General features: G+C 71.2%; 13 protein-coding genes. 5 read left to right on the forward strand and 8 right to left on the reverse strand.

The window, feature by feature from the left end:
* Positions 1-62 precede the first annotated feature (62 nt).
* Together ACZ4UU_RS36140 and ACZ4UU_RS36145 are read right to left on the reverse strand one after the other, a co-directional pair.
* Positions 63-779, reverse strand: coding sequence for a class F sortase (locus ACZ4UU_RS36140; RefSeq protein WP_471907629.1), 717 nt, complete (start codon positions 777-779; stop codon positions 63-65).
* Positions 780-931: 152 nt separating this feature from the next.
* Complete coding sequence (locus ACZ4UU_RS36145; protein WP_471907630.1) at positions 932-1990, reverse strand: hypothetical protein; 1059 nt, start codon at positions 1988-1990, stop codon at positions 932-934.
* Positions 1991-2212: 222 nt separating this feature from the next.
* Between ACZ4UU_RS36145 and ACZ4UU_RS36150 the strand changes: the two genes are divergently transcribed.
* Positions 2213-3319, forward strand: a complete 1107-nt coding sequence (locus ACZ4UU_RS36150; protein ID WP_471907631.1) for an acyltransferase family protein — start codon at positions 2213-2215, stop codon at positions 3317-3319.
* Between the two features lie 10 nt (positions 3320-3329).
* Here the strand turns inward: ACZ4UU_RS36150 and ACZ4UU_RS36155 are convergent, their stop codons facing one another.
* The 3 genes from ACZ4UU_RS36155 to ACZ4UU_RS36165 all read right to left on the reverse strand — a co-directional run bounded on the left by ACZ4UU_RS36155 (position 3330) and on the right by ACZ4UU_RS36165 (position 6939).
* On the reverse strand, positions 3330-3926 hold the full coding sequence (locus ACZ4UU_RS36155) for a TetR/AcrR family transcriptional regulator (protein WP_471907632.1): 597 nt from the start codon (positions 3924-3926) through the stop codon (positions 3330-3332).
* A 19-nt stretch (positions 3927-3945) separates the two neighbouring features.
* Entirely contained in the window at positions 3946-6009 is a 2064-nt protein-coding gene (locus ACZ4UU_RS36160; protein WP_471907633.1) for a galactose-binding domain-containing protein, read from the reverse strand.
* A gap of 153 nt (positions 6010-6162) precedes the next feature.
* Positions 6163-6939: a class I SAM-dependent methyltransferase gene (locus tag ACZ4UU_RS36165; protein WP_471907634.1), complete on the reverse strand. Its 777-nt coding sequence runs from the start codon at positions 6937-6939 to the stop codon at positions 6163-6165.
* Between the two features lie 151 nt (positions 6940-7090).
* Between ACZ4UU_RS36165 and ACZ4UU_RS36170 the strand changes: the two genes are divergently transcribed.
* On the forward strand, positions 7091-8236 hold the full coding sequence (locus tag ACZ4UU_RS36170; protein ID WP_471907635.1) for a serine hydrolase domain-containing protein: 1146 nt from the start codon (positions 7091-7093) through the stop codon (positions 8234-8236).
* Between the two features lie 71 nt (positions 8237-8307).
* On the forward strand, positions 8308-9009 hold the full coding sequence (locus tag ACZ4UU_RS36175) for a lysostaphin resistance A-like protein (RefSeq protein WP_471907636.1): 702 nt from the start codon (positions 8308-8310) through the stop codon (positions 9007-9009).
* Between the two features lie 12 nt (positions 9010-9021).
* On the opposite strand, the gene lpdA is transcribed toward ACZ4UU_RS36175, so the two are convergent.
* The 3 genes from lpdA to ACZ4UU_RS36190 all read right to left on the reverse strand — a co-directional run bounded on the left by lpdA (position 9022) and on the right by ACZ4UU_RS36190 (position 14875).
* Positions 9022-10434 carry a dihydrolipoyl dehydrogenase gene (lpdA, locus tag ACZ4UU_RS36180; RefSeq protein ID WP_471907637.1) on the reverse strand — a complete coding sequence of 471 codons (1413 nt, stop codon included), beginning with the start codon at positions 10432-10434 and terminating at the stop codon, positions 9022-9024.
* Positions 10435-10612: 178 nt separating this feature from the next.
* Positions 10613-11557 (reverse strand): SCO2400 family protein, encoded by a 945-nt coding sequence (locus ACZ4UU_RS36185; RefSeq protein WP_471907638.1) that lies wholly within the window; start codon positions 11555-11557, stop codon positions 10613-10615.
* 132 nt (positions 11558-11689) lie between these two features.
* Entirely contained in the window at positions 11690-14875 is a 3186-nt protein-coding gene (locus ACZ4UU_RS36190; RefSeq protein ID WP_471907639.1) for an amidohydrolase family protein, read from the reverse strand.
* A 198-nt stretch (positions 14876-15073) separates the two neighbouring features.
* On the opposite strand from ACZ4UU_RS36190, the gene ACZ4UU_RS36195 reads away from it, so the two are divergent.
* Complete coding sequence (locus ACZ4UU_RS36195) at positions 15074-15784, forward strand: ThuA domain-containing protein (protein ID WP_471907640.1); 711 nt, start codon at positions 15074-15076, stop codon at positions 15782-15784.
* Positions 15754-16866 (forward strand): Gfo/Idh/MocA family protein, encoded by a 1113-nt coding sequence (locus tag ACZ4UU_RS36200; RefSeq protein ID WP_471907641.1) that lies wholly within the window; start codon positions 15754-15756, stop codon positions 16864-16866. Before ACZ4UU_RS36195 ends, ACZ4UU_RS36200 begins: the two co-directional genes overlap by 31 nt.
* Positions 16867-16893 lie beyond the last annotated feature (27 nt).

The raw sequence follows: 16893 nt of genomic DNA on the forward strand, positions 1-16893 counted from the left end.
CTGGGTCGCAGTCACTGTAAGACACGAGGTCAGCGCGGTGTGCCGCGATATGGGAGAAGGATTCAGACAAGGTGGGCGAAGACCACCAGGTTCGCCGTGTAGTCCCTGACCTGACGGTCGTAGTTCCCCGCGCAGGTGATCAGACGGACCTGGGCCCGGGGCGTGTCGCGGTAGACGCGCTCGCTGGGGAAGTTGTCCTTGTCGAAGGTCTCGGCGCTGTCGACCACGAAGGAAGCCTTGCGGCCGTCGGCGCGGAGCACCTGGAAGCGGTCTCCCTTCTTCAGGTCGCGCAGGCTCGCGAAGACCGCGGCGGACGTCTTGGTGTCGACGTGCCCGGCGATGATCGAGGTGCCCGTCTCCCCGGGGGAGGCGCCCTTGGCGTACCAGCCGACGAGGTTGGTGTCGTCGGCCGGCGGGGGTTCGAGCTGGCCGGTGCTGCCGATGGCCAGGTCGGTGAAGGGGGCGTCGACGGAGATCTTCGGGATGAGCAGCCGGACCGGCCGGGACCGGGGCAGATGCTTGCCGACGGGTCGCGAGGCCTGCGAGGAGGGCTTGGCCGCACGGGGGACGTGCGACTCGACCGCCGGAGCGGCGTACGGTGCGCCGCGGCCATCGGGTGCCTCGTCGTGGCCGCCGGGCAGGGTCACCACCAGGAACACGGCGGCCACCGCGCTCCAGAGCAGCCCTCCCGCCACGCGTCTTATCCGCCTCGAGCGGGCGGACACGGTGTCGGCACGAGCCGGGTCGTGGTCGGGGGACGAGGGACGGCCGGCGGCCATCGGGCACCACCTCACTCGGGCACAGCAGCGAACACGGCAATGGGGGAAACAGGGAGGACCTGGAGAATCGAGGCAACGGGGTGGACGAACATGGCCGCCGCGACGCGCGGCGCACGTGCGGCGGCCACGGCCGCTATGAGGCAGGGCATGGGTCAGGCCACGGATCCGCCGGCCTTCTTGCGGCGCAGCGCGTACCAGCCGGCGCCCGCGACGCCCAGCATGGCGAGCCCACCGCCGGTGACGCCCGGCGTGGCGAGGCCACCGCCGCCGGTGTGCATACCGCCGCGCGGACCGTCGTGGTCACCGCCGCCGCCCCACGAGTCGTTGTCGTGGTCGCCCTTCCACGAGTCGTCGTCTTCCTTCCACGAGCCCCCGTCGTGCCCGTCGCCCTTGCTGCGGTAGCTGTCCGGGTCGTGCTTCGGGTCCTTGGAGCCGCCCCAGTCGCCGTCGTTGTTCACCAGGGCGAGCGCTCCGCCACCCGTGTGCACACCGCCGCGCGGCTTCTCGTGCTTGCCCTCTTCGTCGTACTTGCCCTCGTCCTTGCTCTCCTCGTCGTGCTTGCCTTCCTTGTCCTTGCCCCCCTTGTCGTGCTCCTCGTCCTTGGAACCGCCCCAGTCGTCGGCCACGAGGGCGAGCGCTCCGCCACCCGTGTGCATGCCACCGCGCGGCTTCTCGTGCTTGCCCTCTTCGTCGTACTTGCCCTCTTCCTTGCTCTCCTCGTCGTGCTTGCCTTCCTTGTCCTTGCCCCCCTTGTCGTGCTCCTCGTCCTTGGAGCCACCCCAGTCGTCGTCGGCCACGAGAGTGAGCGCTCCGCCACCCGTGTGCATGCCACCGCGCGGCTTCTCGTGCTTGCCCTCTTCGTCGTACTTGCCCTCGTCCTTGCTCTCCTCGTCGTGCTTGCCTTCCTTGTCCTTGCCCCCCTTGTCGTGCTCCTCGTCCTTGGAGCCGCCCCAGTCGTCGTCCGCCACGAGAGTGAGCGCTCCGCCACCCGTGTGCATGCCGCCACTGGGCTCGTCGTGCTTGCTCTCCTTGTCGTGATCCTTGCTGTAGGACTTGTCGTGGTCCTTGCTGTAGGAGGAGTCCTCCTTGTCCTTGCTGTGCGACGAGTCCTCGTGGTCCCAGTCGCCCGTCGTCAGGGCGTAGGCTGCGGGCGCGATCGCCAGTGCGGCCGTGGCCGTCGCGGTGGCGAGCAGCATGCGGACAGAGCGCATAGTGAGTCCTTCCGTCACGGCCTGGGCGGCTGACGCTTCATCACCACTGGGACCAGGCCTGACGTGATCCACCGTCAGCCATTCCTTGCGGTCGCACCATTCGGAGCGATCACACGGGTTACGTCCACACCCCTACGGCCCTACGGGCGACGCTTGTGCGCAGGTGAGAGGCCGTGTCCGGCGGGGAGGTTTGCCTCGTCCACGAGTGGTGAGACGCGTGGGATGCCGAAGCACAGCGTCACTGCCGTGGACACCGCTCCCACCGCCGCCACTCCGCCGCGACCTGCGTCTTCGAAGCAGCGGGACGCCTTCTTCGACAACGCCAAGTACGCGGCGATCGTCCTGGTGGCGGTCGGCCATGCGTGGGAACCGTTGCGCGACGGCAGCCGTACCGTGGAGGCGCTGTACATGCTCGTCTACGCCTTCCACATGCCGGCGTTCATCGTGATCTCCGGCTACTTCTCCCGTGGCTTCGACGGCCGCCCGGGGCAGCTCAAACGCCTGGTCACGGGCCTCGTGGTCCCGTATGTCGTCTTCGAGACGGCGTACACACTGTTCACCAGATGGACCGACCGGGCGCCGGAGCGCCCCGTCAGCCTGCTGGACCCGCTGTATCTGACGTGGTTCCTGGCGGCCCTGTTCCTGTGGCGGCTGACCACCCCGCTGTGGCGGCGGGTGCGCCTGCCGCTGCCCCTCGCGCTCGCCATGGCGATGCTGGCCACCCTGTCACCGTCCATCGGTAACGACCTCGATCTCCAGCGCGCCCTTCAGTTCCTGCCGTACTTCGTGCTGGGGCTGCTCCTGAAGCCGGAGCACTTCCGGATGGTCCGGCGCGGTGCGGTGCGGATCGCCGCGGTTCCCGTGTTCGCGGGCGCGTTCTTGATGGCCTACTGGGCGGTGCCGCGGATGACCGGCAGCTGGTTCTACCACCGGGACAGCGCCGAGGAGCTGGGGGCGCCCGCCTGGTACGGGGTCGTGATGACGCCGGTTCTGTTCGCCTGCTCGCTGGTCCTGGTGGCCGGTTTCCTCGCCTGGGTGCCCGGGCGGCGGCTGTGGTGCACGGTGCTGGGGACGGGCACGCTGTACGGCTATCTGTTGCACGGTTTCGTCGTGCGGGGCTCGAAGTACTTCGGCTGGTACGACGCCGCCTGGGTGCAGCGGCCGCTCGGCGCGGTCGTCGTCACCGCCGTGGCGGCCGTGGTCGTGACGCTGTTGTGCACGCCGCCCGTCCGGCGGGTGCTGCGCGGTGTGGTGGAGCCGGACCTGCGGTGGCTGTTCCGGCGGGAGGCGGCGGAGCCGGCGGGCGGGCAGGCCGCCGCTCGCGGGTGACCGCCCCCGATCAGGTCTCCTGCACCAGCCCGGCGATGTGCGCGGTGACCGTGTCGAGGACGGCGGTCCAGGCCTCGTCGTCGCCGAGTACGAGGTAGTTGAGGGTCAGGCCGTCGGTCATGGCGGCCAGGTAGCGGGCCAGGACGGGGACGGGGACGCGCAGCCGGAGGCCCATGGTCTGTCGCAGCTGGTCGATGAGCTCGGCGTACGTCTCGGCGTACAGCTCGTACTGGCGGCGTGCCAGGTGCTCGAAGCCGGGCTGGCGCAGCGCGTACTGCGTGAGCTCATAGGTCAGCATGTGCTCGTCGGGGTGGGCGCGGACGTGGTCCCAGTAGGCCCGGAAACCGGCCCGGACGGTCTCATCGAAGGTGGCTCTGGGCCGTATGGCGTCCTTCACGCGCGTCACGGAGTGCTCGGTGAGGGTGGTGATGACGGACTCGACCAGCTCCTGCTTGGAGTCGAAGCAGTAGTGGAAGACGCTCAGCGAAACGCCTGCCTCGGCGGCGATGGACCGGGTCGTCGTCCTGGGGACGCCGTCCCGGCTCATCGCTCTGATCGCCGCCTCGGTGAGCTGTCGCCGCCGCTCGGCGGACGGCAACCGTGCCATGGAACCCCTCTCGTGGGTGTCAGCTGCCGTGGACGCCGACCTCGTAGAGGGAGTAGCCCCAGTCAGTGCCGCGGTCCAGCCCCTGGATGCGTACATACCTGGCCGGTGTGCCGGGGAATCCGGCCGTGTCCAAGCCGCCGTCGCCGGACGTCGTGGACCAGACGGTCTGCCAGTTCACTCCGTCGGTGGAGAGATCGATGCGGTACGCCTTGCCGTAGGCGCGCTCCCAGTCGAGGGTGACCCGCTTGACCAGGTGCGTGGACCCGAGGTCGACCTTGTACCACTGGTCGTCGCTCCAGTCGCTGGCCCAGCGGGTTGAGCCGTCGCCGTCGACGGCCCGGTGGGGCTGGTAGTCGGTGAACAGGCTCCACTCCGACGAACTGGCCGATGTGCTGGAGCCGCTCGCGAGATTGACCCCGGCCTTGTGGTTCTCCGAGGCCCCCCAGGTGTCGAGGTAGGACTCGGCGCCCCGGAAGAGGTCGTCGACCACGTCCTGGCCGCCGACGCGGCGGATGTCCTCGATCCAGTCCGGGACGAGGCCGTAGTGGGCGGCGCCGTCGGTGTTGAGGTCCCAGGTGCGCTGCCCGGTGGCCTGCCGGTCGATGACGGAGCCGCCGTCGACGCTCTTGAACGGGTACGTCACCTTGTTGGGCGCGTCCGCTCCGCGCGGTCCCGGCCAGCCGCCGACGCCGTTCATGTCGGTGCCGTAGCCGTAGCCCACGCCGTACTTGTCGCGCAGGGCCTCGGTGCGCTTCGCCTCCGAGATGAAGCCCTCGGAGCCGTGCATGTACTGGGCGATGAAGCCGCCGAGGCCGTAGACCCGTTCGGTCCAGTCGAGGTCCATCCAGCTGTGCGAGGAGAGGACGCCGGGGTAGGAAGCGGACTCGAAGATGTCGAGCACCCGGCCGGTGGCCTTGACGCTCATGTGGTCGATCTCCAGCATCATCTTGCGTTTCATCATGCCGCGCACGGCGTATTCGCCGAGGTCGGTGAGGCCGCGGACGTTGCACTGGGCGTCAGCGCCGTACGTGGGGACCTCGACGCCCGCCGGGAGCTCGTCCTCGGCCTGGGCCGCCGTTGCGTTGCCGATGGGGTTGTCGTGCTGCGGGCCCTTGCAGGTCTCGGTCTTCCAGAAGGTGCCGGTCGACAGGAACTGGCCGACGTTGATGGCCGTTCCGAGCCCGCCCGAGTCGAAGCGGACGCCGCACAGGGCGTTGTCGAACTTGTGGCACAGGAACATGCTGCGCACGCCCAGCGAGTACAGCTCGTCCAGGCCCTTGTCGATGTCCTCCTTGCTGCACTGCGCGATGTCCAGGATCTGCTTGCAGCCGAAGGGCTCGGAGGTCTCGACGCCGAGGATGACCGCCAGCTTGCCCTGCTCGATGACCTTCCGGGCCTGGGCGCTGTCGGTGACGATCCGGAACCAGCCCTTCCCGGTGCCGCCGTACATCTTGTCGACGAAGGCCTGCATGTCGTACGTCAGCTTGGCCTGGAGCCGGATGGACGTCATCTCGTCGCAGGAGCGGTCCTTGAAGAAGTACACGGAGCAGATCACGCCGTTGGTGACGAGGTCGTTGACCAGGACGCGCTGGCCGCCGCGCCAGGCCCGTTCGATCCAGGCGTAGTAGTTCTGCTGGTGGGTCAGCGAGTCGTGAGCGGGCCAGTCCTTGAAGGTGGGCCAGCCGACGGGGTCGTGCTTGCCGTCGCCGCCGTGGGTGATGAAGTCGAAGATCGCGAGGGAGCCGTCCGGGTAGTGCTCGGGGCAGTCCTTGAGGGCGTCGGCGACACCCGCCTCGGAGAACGGCTTTCCGCAGATCAGACGGCCGCCGAAGGCCTCGTTGGAGAAGATGTGGTCGTGCGCGTCGACGAATCCGCGCACCTCTCCCTCGGCGTTGGTGCCGGTGAAGGGCTCTCCCCTGACGTTGACCTGGGAGTCCGGCGCGGGCCGTGCGGTCGGGTCCCACCAGTCGGTACCGGCCGCCGAGCTCGGGGTGGGCCCGAGCGTGAGGGACAGCACGAGCAGGAGGAGCGACACCACAGTGACGTGCCTGCGGCTGCGGTACGGGCGTCCGGCACTGGTCACAGCCCACGTCCCTCGGTCGGCGGAAGAGCGGGGTCGAGTTGTCATGACCTCGCACAAGGTGCGACGAGGATGGCCACTTCCGCGTGACGAGTCAAGGGTCCGGGACAGATGACCTACTTCGGGGCGGGCATCGACGGCTGACGGAGTGTCGGTTCACTCCGGGTTGGTGACGCGGATCTTGGACTGACCGTGCGGGAGCTTCTCCCAGTCCGTCATGAAGCGGGCCCGCAGGCCGTGTTTCCCGGCCAGGGCCACGAGGGTCTCGGTGCGGTAGTAGAAGTCCTCGTGCAGGACGTGGTGTTCCCGTCCCTCGGTGCGGTCGAAGGTGAAGTCGAACCAGCCGCCGGGGGCGAGTACCCGGCCCACGTTGGCCAGGCATTCGTCGATCACCGGGAGCGGCGAGTGCGAGAAGACGCTGTGGGCGTGCACGACGTCGAAGTGGGCGTCGGGCAGGAACCGCAGCGTCAGGTCGCGTACCGGGGTGAGCGTGGGGAGCCGCTTCTGCAGGCCCATCTCCACGACGGTGTCCTGGGCGGCGAACAGGATGTCGGGCGAGATGTCGACGCCGTGGTAGTGGCCGGGGTCGAGGTGGCGGATGAACCGCCAGCCGCCGCGCAGGTTCCCGCACCCGATCTCCAGCATCCGGTGCTCGGGGCGCAGACCGTGGCCGACGAGGTAGTCGAACTGCATCGCCCCGAGCGCCAGCCACCGCTCCCGGTTGTGACTGCCGACCGCCGCGTCCGGGTCGGCCCGGGTGTCGGAGCGCATCACGGCGCGGTAGTAGGAGACGTGGTCGGGGTGGCGGCGGCGCAGCCACATGTCGCGGGCGGTGCGGGCCAGATGGCGGGGCACGCGGTCGGGGTGGCGCAGGGCGTAGGCGACGCGATGGCCCAGGGCAGCGCGGTTGGCGGTGAGGTTCTTGGCCGGCATGGGTGGGGCCTCCCTGAAGACGCGGTACCACCGAGGATGCGCAAACCGGCGTCATGGCGCCACAGGGGCGGGCAGGCGGATGCGCGGCCGATGACTTCTCGCCGCCCCGGGAGTCGTACCCGCGACGATCACCTCGGCGGGAAGGCCACCGATGAACTCATGGCGAGAGACCTTGCACCGGTATGTCGACGACGGGAGTGTGCCCGGTGCCGTCGGCCTCGTGGCCCGGGGTGACGACGTCGACGTGGTGACCGTCGGCTCGATGGACGTCGACGGCACCGCCCCGATGGCGAGGGACTCGCTGTTCCGGATCGCCTCCATCACCAAACCCGTCACCGCGGCCGCGGTGCTGATGCTGGTGGAGGATGGGCGGCTCCGTCTCGACGCGCCGGTCGAGGAATGGCTGCCGGAGCTGGCGAAGCCGAGCGTGGTGCGCACCCCGGACGCCCCGGTCGACGACGTCGTCCCGGCGGCCCGGCCGGTCACGGTCGAGGACCTGCTCAGCTCCCGCACCGGCTGGGGCTTTCCGTCCGACTTCTCCCTTCCGGCCGTGCAGTCCCTGCTCACGGTGCAGAAGGACGGTCGGGCTCTGCGGGACTGGCCGGACCCGGCCACCTGGCTGGGCCGCCTCGCCCGGGTACCGATGCTGTACCAGCCGGGCCGGGCCTGGCTGTACGGCACCTCCTCCGACCTCCAGGGCATCCTGGTCGCCCGCGCCTCGGGCCGTACCCTCCCCGAGTTCCTCGCGGAACGCGTCTTCGAGCCACTGGGCATGCCGGACACGGCCTTCGAGGTACCCGAGCCGAAACGGCACCGCTTCACCTCGGCGTACGCGCCGGCTCCAGGAGGAACCCTGGAACTGACGGACGCCCCCGACGGTCAGTGGAGCATCCTCCCCCGCTTCCACTCGGGCGGTGGCGGCCTCGTGTCCACCGCCGACGACTGGCTGGCCTTCGCCCGCATGCTGCTGAACGGTGGCGAGTCGAACGGCCGCCGGGTCCTCACACCCGCCTCGGTCAGCCGTATGACCACCGATCACCTCACGGCCGGGCAGCGCGCCGACGGCACGCTTTTCCTGGAGGGCCAGGGCTGGGGCTACGGCGGCGGGGTCGACGTCACCCGCGCCGACCCGTGGAACGTCCCCGGCCGCTACGGCTGGGTGGGTGGCACGGGTACCACCGCGCACGTCGTCCCGGCGACGGGGACGGTCGCGATCCTGCTGACGCAGGTGGCGATGGAGAACCCCACGCCGACGCCGCTGATGCGGGACTTCTGGCGGAGCGTGGCGGGCGGCTGATACCCGTCCGGCGGGTCGACGGCCTGCCGAGGGCCGTCGACGGAGCCGGGACAGGGGATCCTGGAAGCCGGATGCGGATCGTATGCGCTGTCGCCGTGCTCGCCGTCGCGAACCTGCTGAACAACTGGCTCGCGCGGGGCCCCGCCCTGTACGTGGTCGTCTGCGTGACCTCGACGGCGGCTCTGCTGCTGATCGCGCGCTGGGACGGGCTCAGCCTGGCCGGTCTGGGCCTCGACGCGGCGGCCGTGCGCAGGGGCTTGCGGTGGGCGCCCGTCCTGGTCGGGGTCGTTCTGCTGGTGCTGGTGCTGCTCCTCGCCGCTCCTGCCGGGCGCGAGGCCTTCCGGGACGCCCGGGCCGCCGACCTGTCCGTGGCGCGGCTGCTGTGGGTGACGCTGGTGCGGGTGCCGTTCGGGACCGTGCTGCTGGAGGAGACGGCCTTCCGTGGCGTCCTGTGGGCCATGATCCGACGGCGGCACGGCACGGTGTGGGCCACGGCCGGGTCGTCGCTGCTGTTCGGGCTGTGGCATCTGATGCCGGCCCGGGGCATCAACCGCTCCAACGCCGCCGTCGGCTCCGTCTTCGGAGACGGCGCGGCCGGGGTGGCACCGGCGGTGGCCGCGGCGATCGTCGCCACGGCCGCCGCCGGGGTCGTGCTGTGCGAGCTGCGCCGCCGCTCCGACAGTCTGCTGCCGCCCATGGCCCTGCACTGGGCGGTCAACAGCCTTGGTTACGCGTTCGCCTGGGCGGCGGCCCGCTGGTGGCTGGACGGCTGAGCGGCCGAACGGTCAGAAGTTGATCATGTGACCCGCGAGCCCGTGCACCGCCTCCTTGACCGCCTCCCCGAGGGTCGGGTGGGCGTGGACGTTGCGGGCGACCTCGTGCACGGTCAGGTCCCACTGCTGGGCCAGGGTCAGCTCGGGCAGCAGTTCGGTGACGTCCGGGCCGATGAGGTGGGCACCGATGAGTTCGCCGTGGGTGTCGTCGCTGATCAGCTTCACGAAGCCGGTCGCGTCGCCGAGGCCGTGCGACTTGCCGTTCGCCGTGAAGGGGAACTTGGCGACCTTGACGTCGTAGCCGAGTTCGCGGGCCTGGGCCTCGGTGTAGCCGAAGCTGGCCACCTGCGGCTGGCAGTAGGTGGCCCGCGGGATCATCACATAGTCCAGCTCCATCGTCTCGGCGTCCGCGATGGTCTCGGCGGCGATGATGCCCATGGCCTCGGCGGCGTGCGCCAGCATCAGCTTCGCGGTGACGTCGCCGATGGCGAAGATGTGCGGGACCGAGGTGCGGCAGCGGCCGTCGACGTCGATCGCGCCCCGTTCGGTCACGGCCACGCCGGTCTTGTCCAGGCCGTAGCCGTCGATGTTCGGCTGGAAGCCGATCGCCTGGAGCACCTTGTCGGCCTCCAGGACCTGCTGCGAGCCGTCCTTGGCGGTGACGGTGACGCGCACCTGCGGGCCGGACTCGTCGATGGCGTCGACGCGAGTGGAAGTCAGTACGTCGATGCCCAACCGGCGGTACTGCTTGGCGAGTTCGGCGGACACCTCGGCGTCCTCCAGCGGGGCCATCCGGTCCAGGAACTCGACGATGGTGACCTGCACGCCGTAGTTGTGCAGTACGTAGGCGAACTCGACGCCGATCGCGCCGGCGCCCGCGATGACGATCGACTCCGGCAGCTCCTCGGCCAGGATCTGCTCCTCGAACGTCACCACGCGCGCGCTGCGCCGGGTGCCGGGCAGCAGCTTGGGCGTGGCGCCGGTGGCGATGATGCAGTGCTCGAATCCGATGGTGCGGGTCTCGCCGTCGTAGCCGGCCACCTGGAGGGTGTGCGGGTCGAGGAAGGTGCCGCGGCCGTCGATCTCGGTGATCTTGTTCTTCTTCATCAGGTAGTGGACGCCCTTGACCCGGCCGTCCGCGACCTTGCGGCTACGGCGGAACGCCTCACCGAAGTCGAAGGTGACCTGCCCGTCCACCTTGATGCCGAAGGTCTTCGCCTCGCGCGTGAAGATGTGCGCGAGTTCGGCGTTGCGCAGCAGCGCCTTGCTGGGAATGCAGCCCACGTTCAGACAGACGCCGCCCCAGTACTTCTCCTCCACGACCGCCACCCGCTTGCCCAGCTGGGCGGCGCGGATGGCGGCGACATAGCCGCCGGGGCCCGCGCCGAGGACCACGACATCGAAGCGCTCGTCCTGCTCGACCATGGAGAGTTCCTTCCTGAGTACGACGTCCTGCTGCTGGTGCCGGTGCGTCAGCGGTGACGTCCGGCTTCTTCCAGCATGACCGCATCCACGAGGTTGTGTGGCGATGCGGGAGGGTGACGACGATCTCAGGTGGCGGGCGCTCCGATGAGATTGGCGGGGTGGCGGTCAGGCGGCTCGGTCAGCCGAGGCACACGAGGTTGAGCACGCAGAGCTGCGCCGGCGAGGTCGCTTCCGGGGCGGGGCTGGACGGTGACGTGGCGGTGCCGGAGTCGGAGCTGTCGGTCGCCGACGGGGCCGGCGTCTGCTGCTCGGCCGACGTGCCACCGCTGTCGCCGGAGGCGGATTCGGAGCCGCCCGAGTTCGCGGTGCCGTAGTTCGCGCCGCCGGCGGCGGACGAGACGCTCTGCGACTGCGGAGCCGTGGTCGCCGCGGGGCTCGGGGTGGCGGCGACGTCCGGTCGGGTGAACTCCCGGGTGGCGCGCGGTGTCGTGATGGCCTCGCGCGCCGCGTCGGTGGGTGACGTCTTCGAGGGAGTCGTGTGGGCGCGCGGGGCTTCGCGGGTGTCCGCCGGAGTGGACGCCGGGCGGGTGAGCTCGGTCTCCTGCTGCTCGGCCGCCGCGTTCGGACGTTCCGGCGCGGTGGCCGCCTGGGCCTTGTCGCCGCCCTGCCGGTCCAGCGCGGACACGGTCAGTCCGCCGCCGACCAGGGCGACCGCGGTCGCGACCACGGCGCGGCGCTGGTTCTTCTTCCACCGGGCCCGCTGCCGACGGCGCGCCGCACGGCCCAGAGGGGCGGCGGCAGGTGCGCCTTCCGCGCCGCCGAAGCCTTCCACGTTCCCGTCGCCATCCACGTCCACGTCCTCGGACGCGGCAAGGGGCGCGGTTCCGTCCGAGTCGACGGAAGGCGTCGAAGGCGCCGCCGTCTCGTCCCGGAAGTAGCCGTCGTACCAGGTGTCGGCGGCGGGGGGTTCCCACGCGGCCGTGCCGGGCGCCACCGCGGCGGGCGCGGCCGACACCGTCGGGCCCCCGATCGCGGAGGGAGCGATGTCCGGGGCGTAGGCGCCGCACCCGGGGCACACGAGGGCCCCGTTGAGATGCCGTCGGCACGAGGAGCAGTAGTCCATCTGCGGTCTTCCTGGGGTCGCACGGGAGAATCGAACGGCTCGCAACGCTAACGAGGCTTTGGACGGGCTGTGTGCAGTCCGAGTGATACTCCTGCGCAGATACCCCAGGAAGTGTGTGGGGACCATGACCACTCAGAGCTCACAGCACCCCTCACGGCGCATCCGGCGGCTCACCTCCAGCCATTCCCCGGTCGCGCGCCGTGTTGTCGTGGCGTCGAGGGCGTCGACCAGGTCCGACTGCTCGAACAGCACGCCCCCGCGCAGCACCGCCGCCGTACGGACCAGCGCGGCGAAGTCGGTGAACGGGTCGCCGTCCACGACCGTGAGGTCGGCGAGCTTGCCCTCCTGAAGCGTGCCCAGGTCGGCGTCGGCACCGAAGACCCGCGCGGGCAACAGGGTCGCGGTGCGCAGTGCCTCCGCCGGTGACAGGCCGGCGCGGTGCAGGGCACGCAGGGCCAGGTGCAGATGCAGGCCGACCGGGACGAGCGGTTGGTCGGTGCCGAGCGCGACAAGTCCGCCGCCCGCGAGGATCCGCCGGTAGACGTTCATCTCCCTTGCCAGTGTGGCCAGTTGGGCTTCGGTGGGCGGCTGCCCGGCCTGCTGACGGACGAGCGCGGTGTCCCAGGGCGGCATGAGCCTGGTGACGCGCGGGTCGTCTGCGAGAGCGGGGTCGGCGCCTAGCAGGGCCAGCGCGGTGAAGGGTGTGGCGACGAGATGGAAGTCGGTGGCGGTGTAGATCTCCTCGACGTCCTGGTACGCCCGCCCCGTCGCCGATGTCGCGTGCCCGAACTCCAGCCGTTGGGTCGCCTGGAGGTGGGTCGTCAGGTCCTGCCCCAGCTGTACGCCGGGGCTGCACAGATGGCTGCCGCTGCGCACCCCGAGCCGCTCGTGCGCGAAGTCGGCGGCCTCCTTCATCACCCACCCGGGGGCGCGCACGTACGTCTTCACGAAGTCCCAGTCGAGCGCGGCCCCGCGCGCCAGCGAGCGGTGCAGGCCCTCGCGGGTGCGGTGGGCGCGGCCCATGCTGTAGGCGACCCGTGCCCCGTCGAGGAGTTCACCGGTGGCCAGCAGCCGGGGTCCGGCGAGGTCACCGGCGGCGACAGCCTCCCGGATGCGGGCCTGTTCGTAGGCGAAGCCGCCCAGCGAGACGGCCGTCGTGATGCCGTACGCGAGTTGCAGTGCGGTCTGTCGGCCGCCGTACGTGGTCTGCCAGGGGTGGGTGTGCGCGTCCCACAGGCCCGGGAGCACGGTGCGGTCGCTCGCGTCGACGCGGCGTGCGGCGGGGCGACCGGTGCGGTGCGGGGAGACCTCCGCGATCCGGCCGGCCCGGATCACGACGTCGACGTCCTCGCGGACGTCCTCGCCGGTTCCGTCCCAGAGTCGGCCCGCGTGCACGACGGTGTCCGCGGGCCGGGGTCTGCGGTAGTCCAACGGAACGCGGACGGTACGGGTCCCGCCCCCGCGGAGGTCGACGAGGCGCAGGGCGCCCGCGGAGAGGTAGAGCAGGGTGCGGGCGTCGGCGGACCAGGAGGGGTGGTCGGCGGGTTCGGTGGTGAGTCGGCGCGGCTCGCCGTGCGGGGTGCCGTCGGCCCGGACGGGCAGCAGCCACAGTGCGGACTCCGCGACCACGGCCATCCAACGACCGTCCGGGGACCAGACGGGACCGGAGTCGTAGCGGTCGGAGAGGGAGGTGTGCGGGGCGAGGGCGTGCAGGGCTGCTGCCCCGGTGGTCGTGTCGACGACGCGGATGAGGTTGTAGCCCTCGCGGAAACGCTGGTTGAGGCGGTTGCGGTCGCACAGCGCCAGGTGGCGGCCGTCGGGTGACCAGCTGGGGCGGCCGGGCAGCCCGCCCGCGCCGAGCGGTGCGGCGAGGACGCGTTCGGTGCCGTCGGAGAGGTCGCGGACCACGAGGTTGCCGGACATGTCCAGGCAGGCCAGCCGGTTCCCGTCGGGCGAGAGGGCGGGGAAGACGCGGCCGCCCCCGGCGAGTACGGCCTCCTCCCCCGAGTCGAGGATCCGGCGCCGTACGGCGAACAGTCCGTCGCGGTCGTCGGTGTACACGAGCGCCGTGCCGTCGGGCGTCCAGGTCGGCGCCGAGACATAGCGGGTGGCGGGGACTTGGAGCACCTTGCGGGGTGCTCGGCCGCCCGTCGTCCCGGCGGTCCACAGCGCGTTGAGCGCGGCGAAGGCGACGCTGCGGCCGTCCGGTGACAGGGCGGGCAGGTGCAGCGCGCGGACGGGACGGGCGCCGGTGCCCTCGAAGTCGTACGGCTTGGTGCGGTGGCGGGGCCGGTGCACGGGCAGCGTGGCCGTGAACGGGATCTCCTCGCCGTCGTCCGGCGCGTCCGGGTCGACCAGGCGGAAGTGTCCGTCGACCGTGAGGAGGAGCCGCTCGGCGTCCGTCCAGCGGGGCGGCGCGGGGAGGAGGTCGCCCTGCACGGCAACCGGCGTACCGTCCACGACGAGCGTGCATGAGGCGGCGGGGGCGGCCGTGGTGCGCAGGTGGGCCACGCGTCCGGCGGACGATACGGCGGGGGTCATGAGCTGGGCGCCGGAGTCGTCGGTGTACTCGGCGGTGACGGCGCCCGAACCGTCGGCGGCCACGGACGCGACGGTGTCCGCTCTGAGGGTGCCCGTCGCGGTGACGCGGGCCCGCACGAACAGCACCCGCTCACCGTCGGGCGACCATGCCGGATCGAAGTCCTCCCAACCGCCGTTCTGTCCCGGGCCCTGCTGCCCGGGCCGCCCGGTGAGCCGGGTCGTCGCGCCGGTGCGTACGTCCACGACCCAGATGCGGTACGGGGCGCCGGCCACGGTGTCGCCGCCGCGCTCGGAGGCGAACGCGATCCGGGTGCCGTCCGGTGACCAGGCCGGACCTCGGTCGTCCCACGGACCGTCGGTGAGCTGCCGCAGCCCGGTGCCGTCGGGCCGCAGCGTCCAGAGGTGGAAGCCTCCGCCGCGGTAGGCGCAGACGACGAGGCGGCTGCCGTCGGGCGAGAACTGCGGGCGGGTGGGTTCGAGGCCGGGCGCGGTGATCCGGGCCGCGGTGCCGCCGTCCCTCGGAATGGACCAGAGCACGTTCTGGACCTCGGCGATCAGCCGGTCACCGGACGGGGCGAGGGTGGCGGAACCGCCTGTGGCGGCGGTGAAGGAGAGGGAGGTCCCGGTGGCGGCGGCCGTGGCGCGTGTACCGACGCTGGCGGCCGCCGTTGCCGTGGCGGCCGCTGTCGCGGTGGCGGTGACCTGGAGGAATCTGCGGCGGGAGAGCGGGCCGGGACATAGGGCGTCCGAGGCGGCTGACGTGTCGTCGATGTCCAAGAGAGCTCCCAGGGCGCGGAGTTGACGAGCCGGACAGGAGAGACCCCCGAAGCCTGCCCGGTCACCGGCTGTCGATCGCCTCCGAGCGAAAATTTCGCGCAATCCGGCGACTCTTTCCTGGGGGCGGGCGCCTGGCGCATAGTGAGGGCGCTGTTCTTCGACCCCCGAAGGGACGATTCGTCCCGACGAAAGGACGAGATGACGCGGAAGAAGGCCCTGGTGGTCCGCGGCGGATGGGAGGGGCATCAGCCGGTTCGGGCCACCGAGCTGTTCCTGCCCTTCCTGCGGAGCAACGGATACACCGTCCGGATCGAGGAGTCCACCGACGTCTACGCCGACACAGCCGAGATGGCCGCCACCGATCTCGTCGTCCAGTGCGTGACGATGTCGCAGATCGGTGCCGAGCAACTGGCGGGACTGAGCGCGGCCGTCGTGGCCGGCACCGGCTTCACCGGCTGGCACGGCGGCATCGCCGACTCGTTCCGCGCCTCTTCCGACTATCTCCATCTGGTGGGCGGGCAGTTCGCGACCCATCCGGGCAAGGAGCCCTGCGAACGCGTGGGGGGTCAGGAGGACAACTACCTGTCCCACACCGTCAACATCACGGAGCTGGGCCGCGAGCACCCCGTCACGGCGGGCATCGAGGACTTCGAGCTGCACACCGAGCAGTACTGGGTGCTCCACGACGACCTGATCGACGTTCTGGCCACCACCACCCACCCCGCCCGGCCGTGGCAGCCTTGGCACCGGCCGGTCACCTCGCCGGCGATCTGGACCCGGCGGTGGGGTGCCGGACGCGTCGTGGTGACGACACCGGGGCACAGTCTCGACGTCCTGGAGAACCCGACCGTCCGCACCGTCATCGAGAGGGGCATGCTGTGGGCGACGCGCACCGCATCGGCGTCGTAGGGCTCGGCGTCATCTCCCGCGCGTACCTGGACACGCTCGTCGGCCACCCCCGCCTTCGGGTCACCGCGGTCGCCGATCTGGACGCCGCCCGGTCGGCCGCGGTCGCCGCCGAGGTGCCCGGTGTTCGGGCGCTGACCGTCGCGGAGTTGCTGAGCAGCCCGGACGTGGACACGGTGCTGAACCTCACCGTCCCCGCGGCCCACGCCGAGATCGCCCTCGGCGCCGTCGGGCACGGCAAGCACGTCTACGGGGAGAAGCCGCTGGCCGCGAACCTCGCCGACGCGCACGCCGTGGTCGACGCCGCCGCGAAGGCCGGGGTCGGTGTGGGGTGCGCGCCGGACACCGTCCTCGGCACCGGTGTCCAGACGGCACGGGCGGCCGTGGCGGCGGGGCGCATCGGGCGTCCGCAGTTCGCCACGGCCGTGATGGTCACGCCGGGCCACGAACGCTGGCATCCGCACCCCGACTTCTACTACACGGCGGGTGGGGGCCCGCTGCTGGACATGGGGCCGTACTACCTCGCCTCCCTGGTCCACCTGCTCGGCCCGGTGCGGGCCGTGACGGGCGCGGCCGGCCGGTTGCGCGCCGAGCGCGTGATCGGGTCCGGCCCGCGCGCGGGTGAACGGATCCCGGTGGAGGTGGACAGCCATGTCACCGGTGTCCTGGAGCACGTGGACGGCACCCTGACGACGATCACGACGAGCTTCGACGGCGTGGCGACGACCGCCGCGCCGATCGAGGTGCACGGCGAGACGGGAACCCTCGCGGTCCCGGACCCGAACCGCTTCGACGGCGATGTGCGACTCTTCGAACTCGGTGCCGGCGAGTGGCGTACGCTCCCGCCCTCGGCGGGCTACGTCGACGGCGCCCGGGGGGTCGGACTCCTCGACTTCGTCACCGCCGACGAGCGGCGCGCGCCCCGCGCGAACGGCGAACTCGCCCTGCACGTGCTGGAGACGATGAGCGCGTTGCTGCGGTCGTCGTCCGAAGGGCGCCGTATCGAGCTGACGACCTCGGCGCAAGTGCCCGCGCCAGTGCCGTTGACGGCGGCGGAAACCTGGAAGGGACTCAGCGGCGGCTGATCCAGGGCACCGTGAAAGAACCCGGTC

This window comes from Streptomyces sp. NPDC028907 (assembly GCF_055564995.1).

Bases quoted from the DNA above. Each gene is read 5' to 3' on its own strand.
- ACZ4UU_RS36140 (WP_471907629.1), bottom strand. From the start codon at position 779: ATGGCCGCCGGCCGTCCCTCGTCCCCCGACCACGACCCGGCTCGTGCC.
- ACZ4UU_RS36145 (WP_471907630.1), bottom strand. From the start codon at position 1,990: ATGCGCTCTGTCCGCATGCTGCTCGCCACCGCGACGGCCACGGCCGCA.
- ACZ4UU_RS36150 (WP_471907631.1), top strand. From the start codon at position 2,213: ATGCCGAAGCACAGCGTCACTGCCGTGGACACCGCTCCCACCGCCGCC.
- ACZ4UU_RS36155 (WP_471907632.1), bottom strand. From the start codon at position 3,926: ATGGCACGGTTGCCGTCCGCCGAGCGGCGGCGACAGCTCACCGAGGCG.
- ACZ4UU_RS36165 (WP_471907634.1), bottom strand. From the start codon at position 6,939: ATGCCGGCCAAGAACCTCACCGCCAACCGCGCTGCCCTGGGCCATCGC.
- ACZ4UU_RS36170 (WP_471907635.1), top strand. From the start codon at position 7,091: ATGAACTCATGGCGAGAGACCTTGCACCGGTATGTCGACGACGGGAGT.
- ACZ4UU_RS36175 (WP_471907636.1), top strand. From the start codon at position 8,308: ATGCGGATCGTATGCGCTGTCGCCGTGCTCGCCGTCGCGAACCTGCTG.
- lpdA (WP_471907637.1), bottom strand. From the start codon at position 10,434: ATGGTCGAGCAGGACGAGCGCTTCGATGTCGTGGTCCTCGGCGCGGGC.
- ACZ4UU_RS36185 (WP_471907638.1), bottom strand. From the start codon at position 11,557: ATGGACTACTGCTCCTCGTGCCGACGGCATCTCAACGGGGCCCTCGTG.
- ACZ4UU_RS36195 (WP_471907640.1), top strand. From the start codon at position 15,074: ATGACGCGGAAGAAGGCCCTGGTGGTCCGCGGCGGATGGGAGGGGCAT.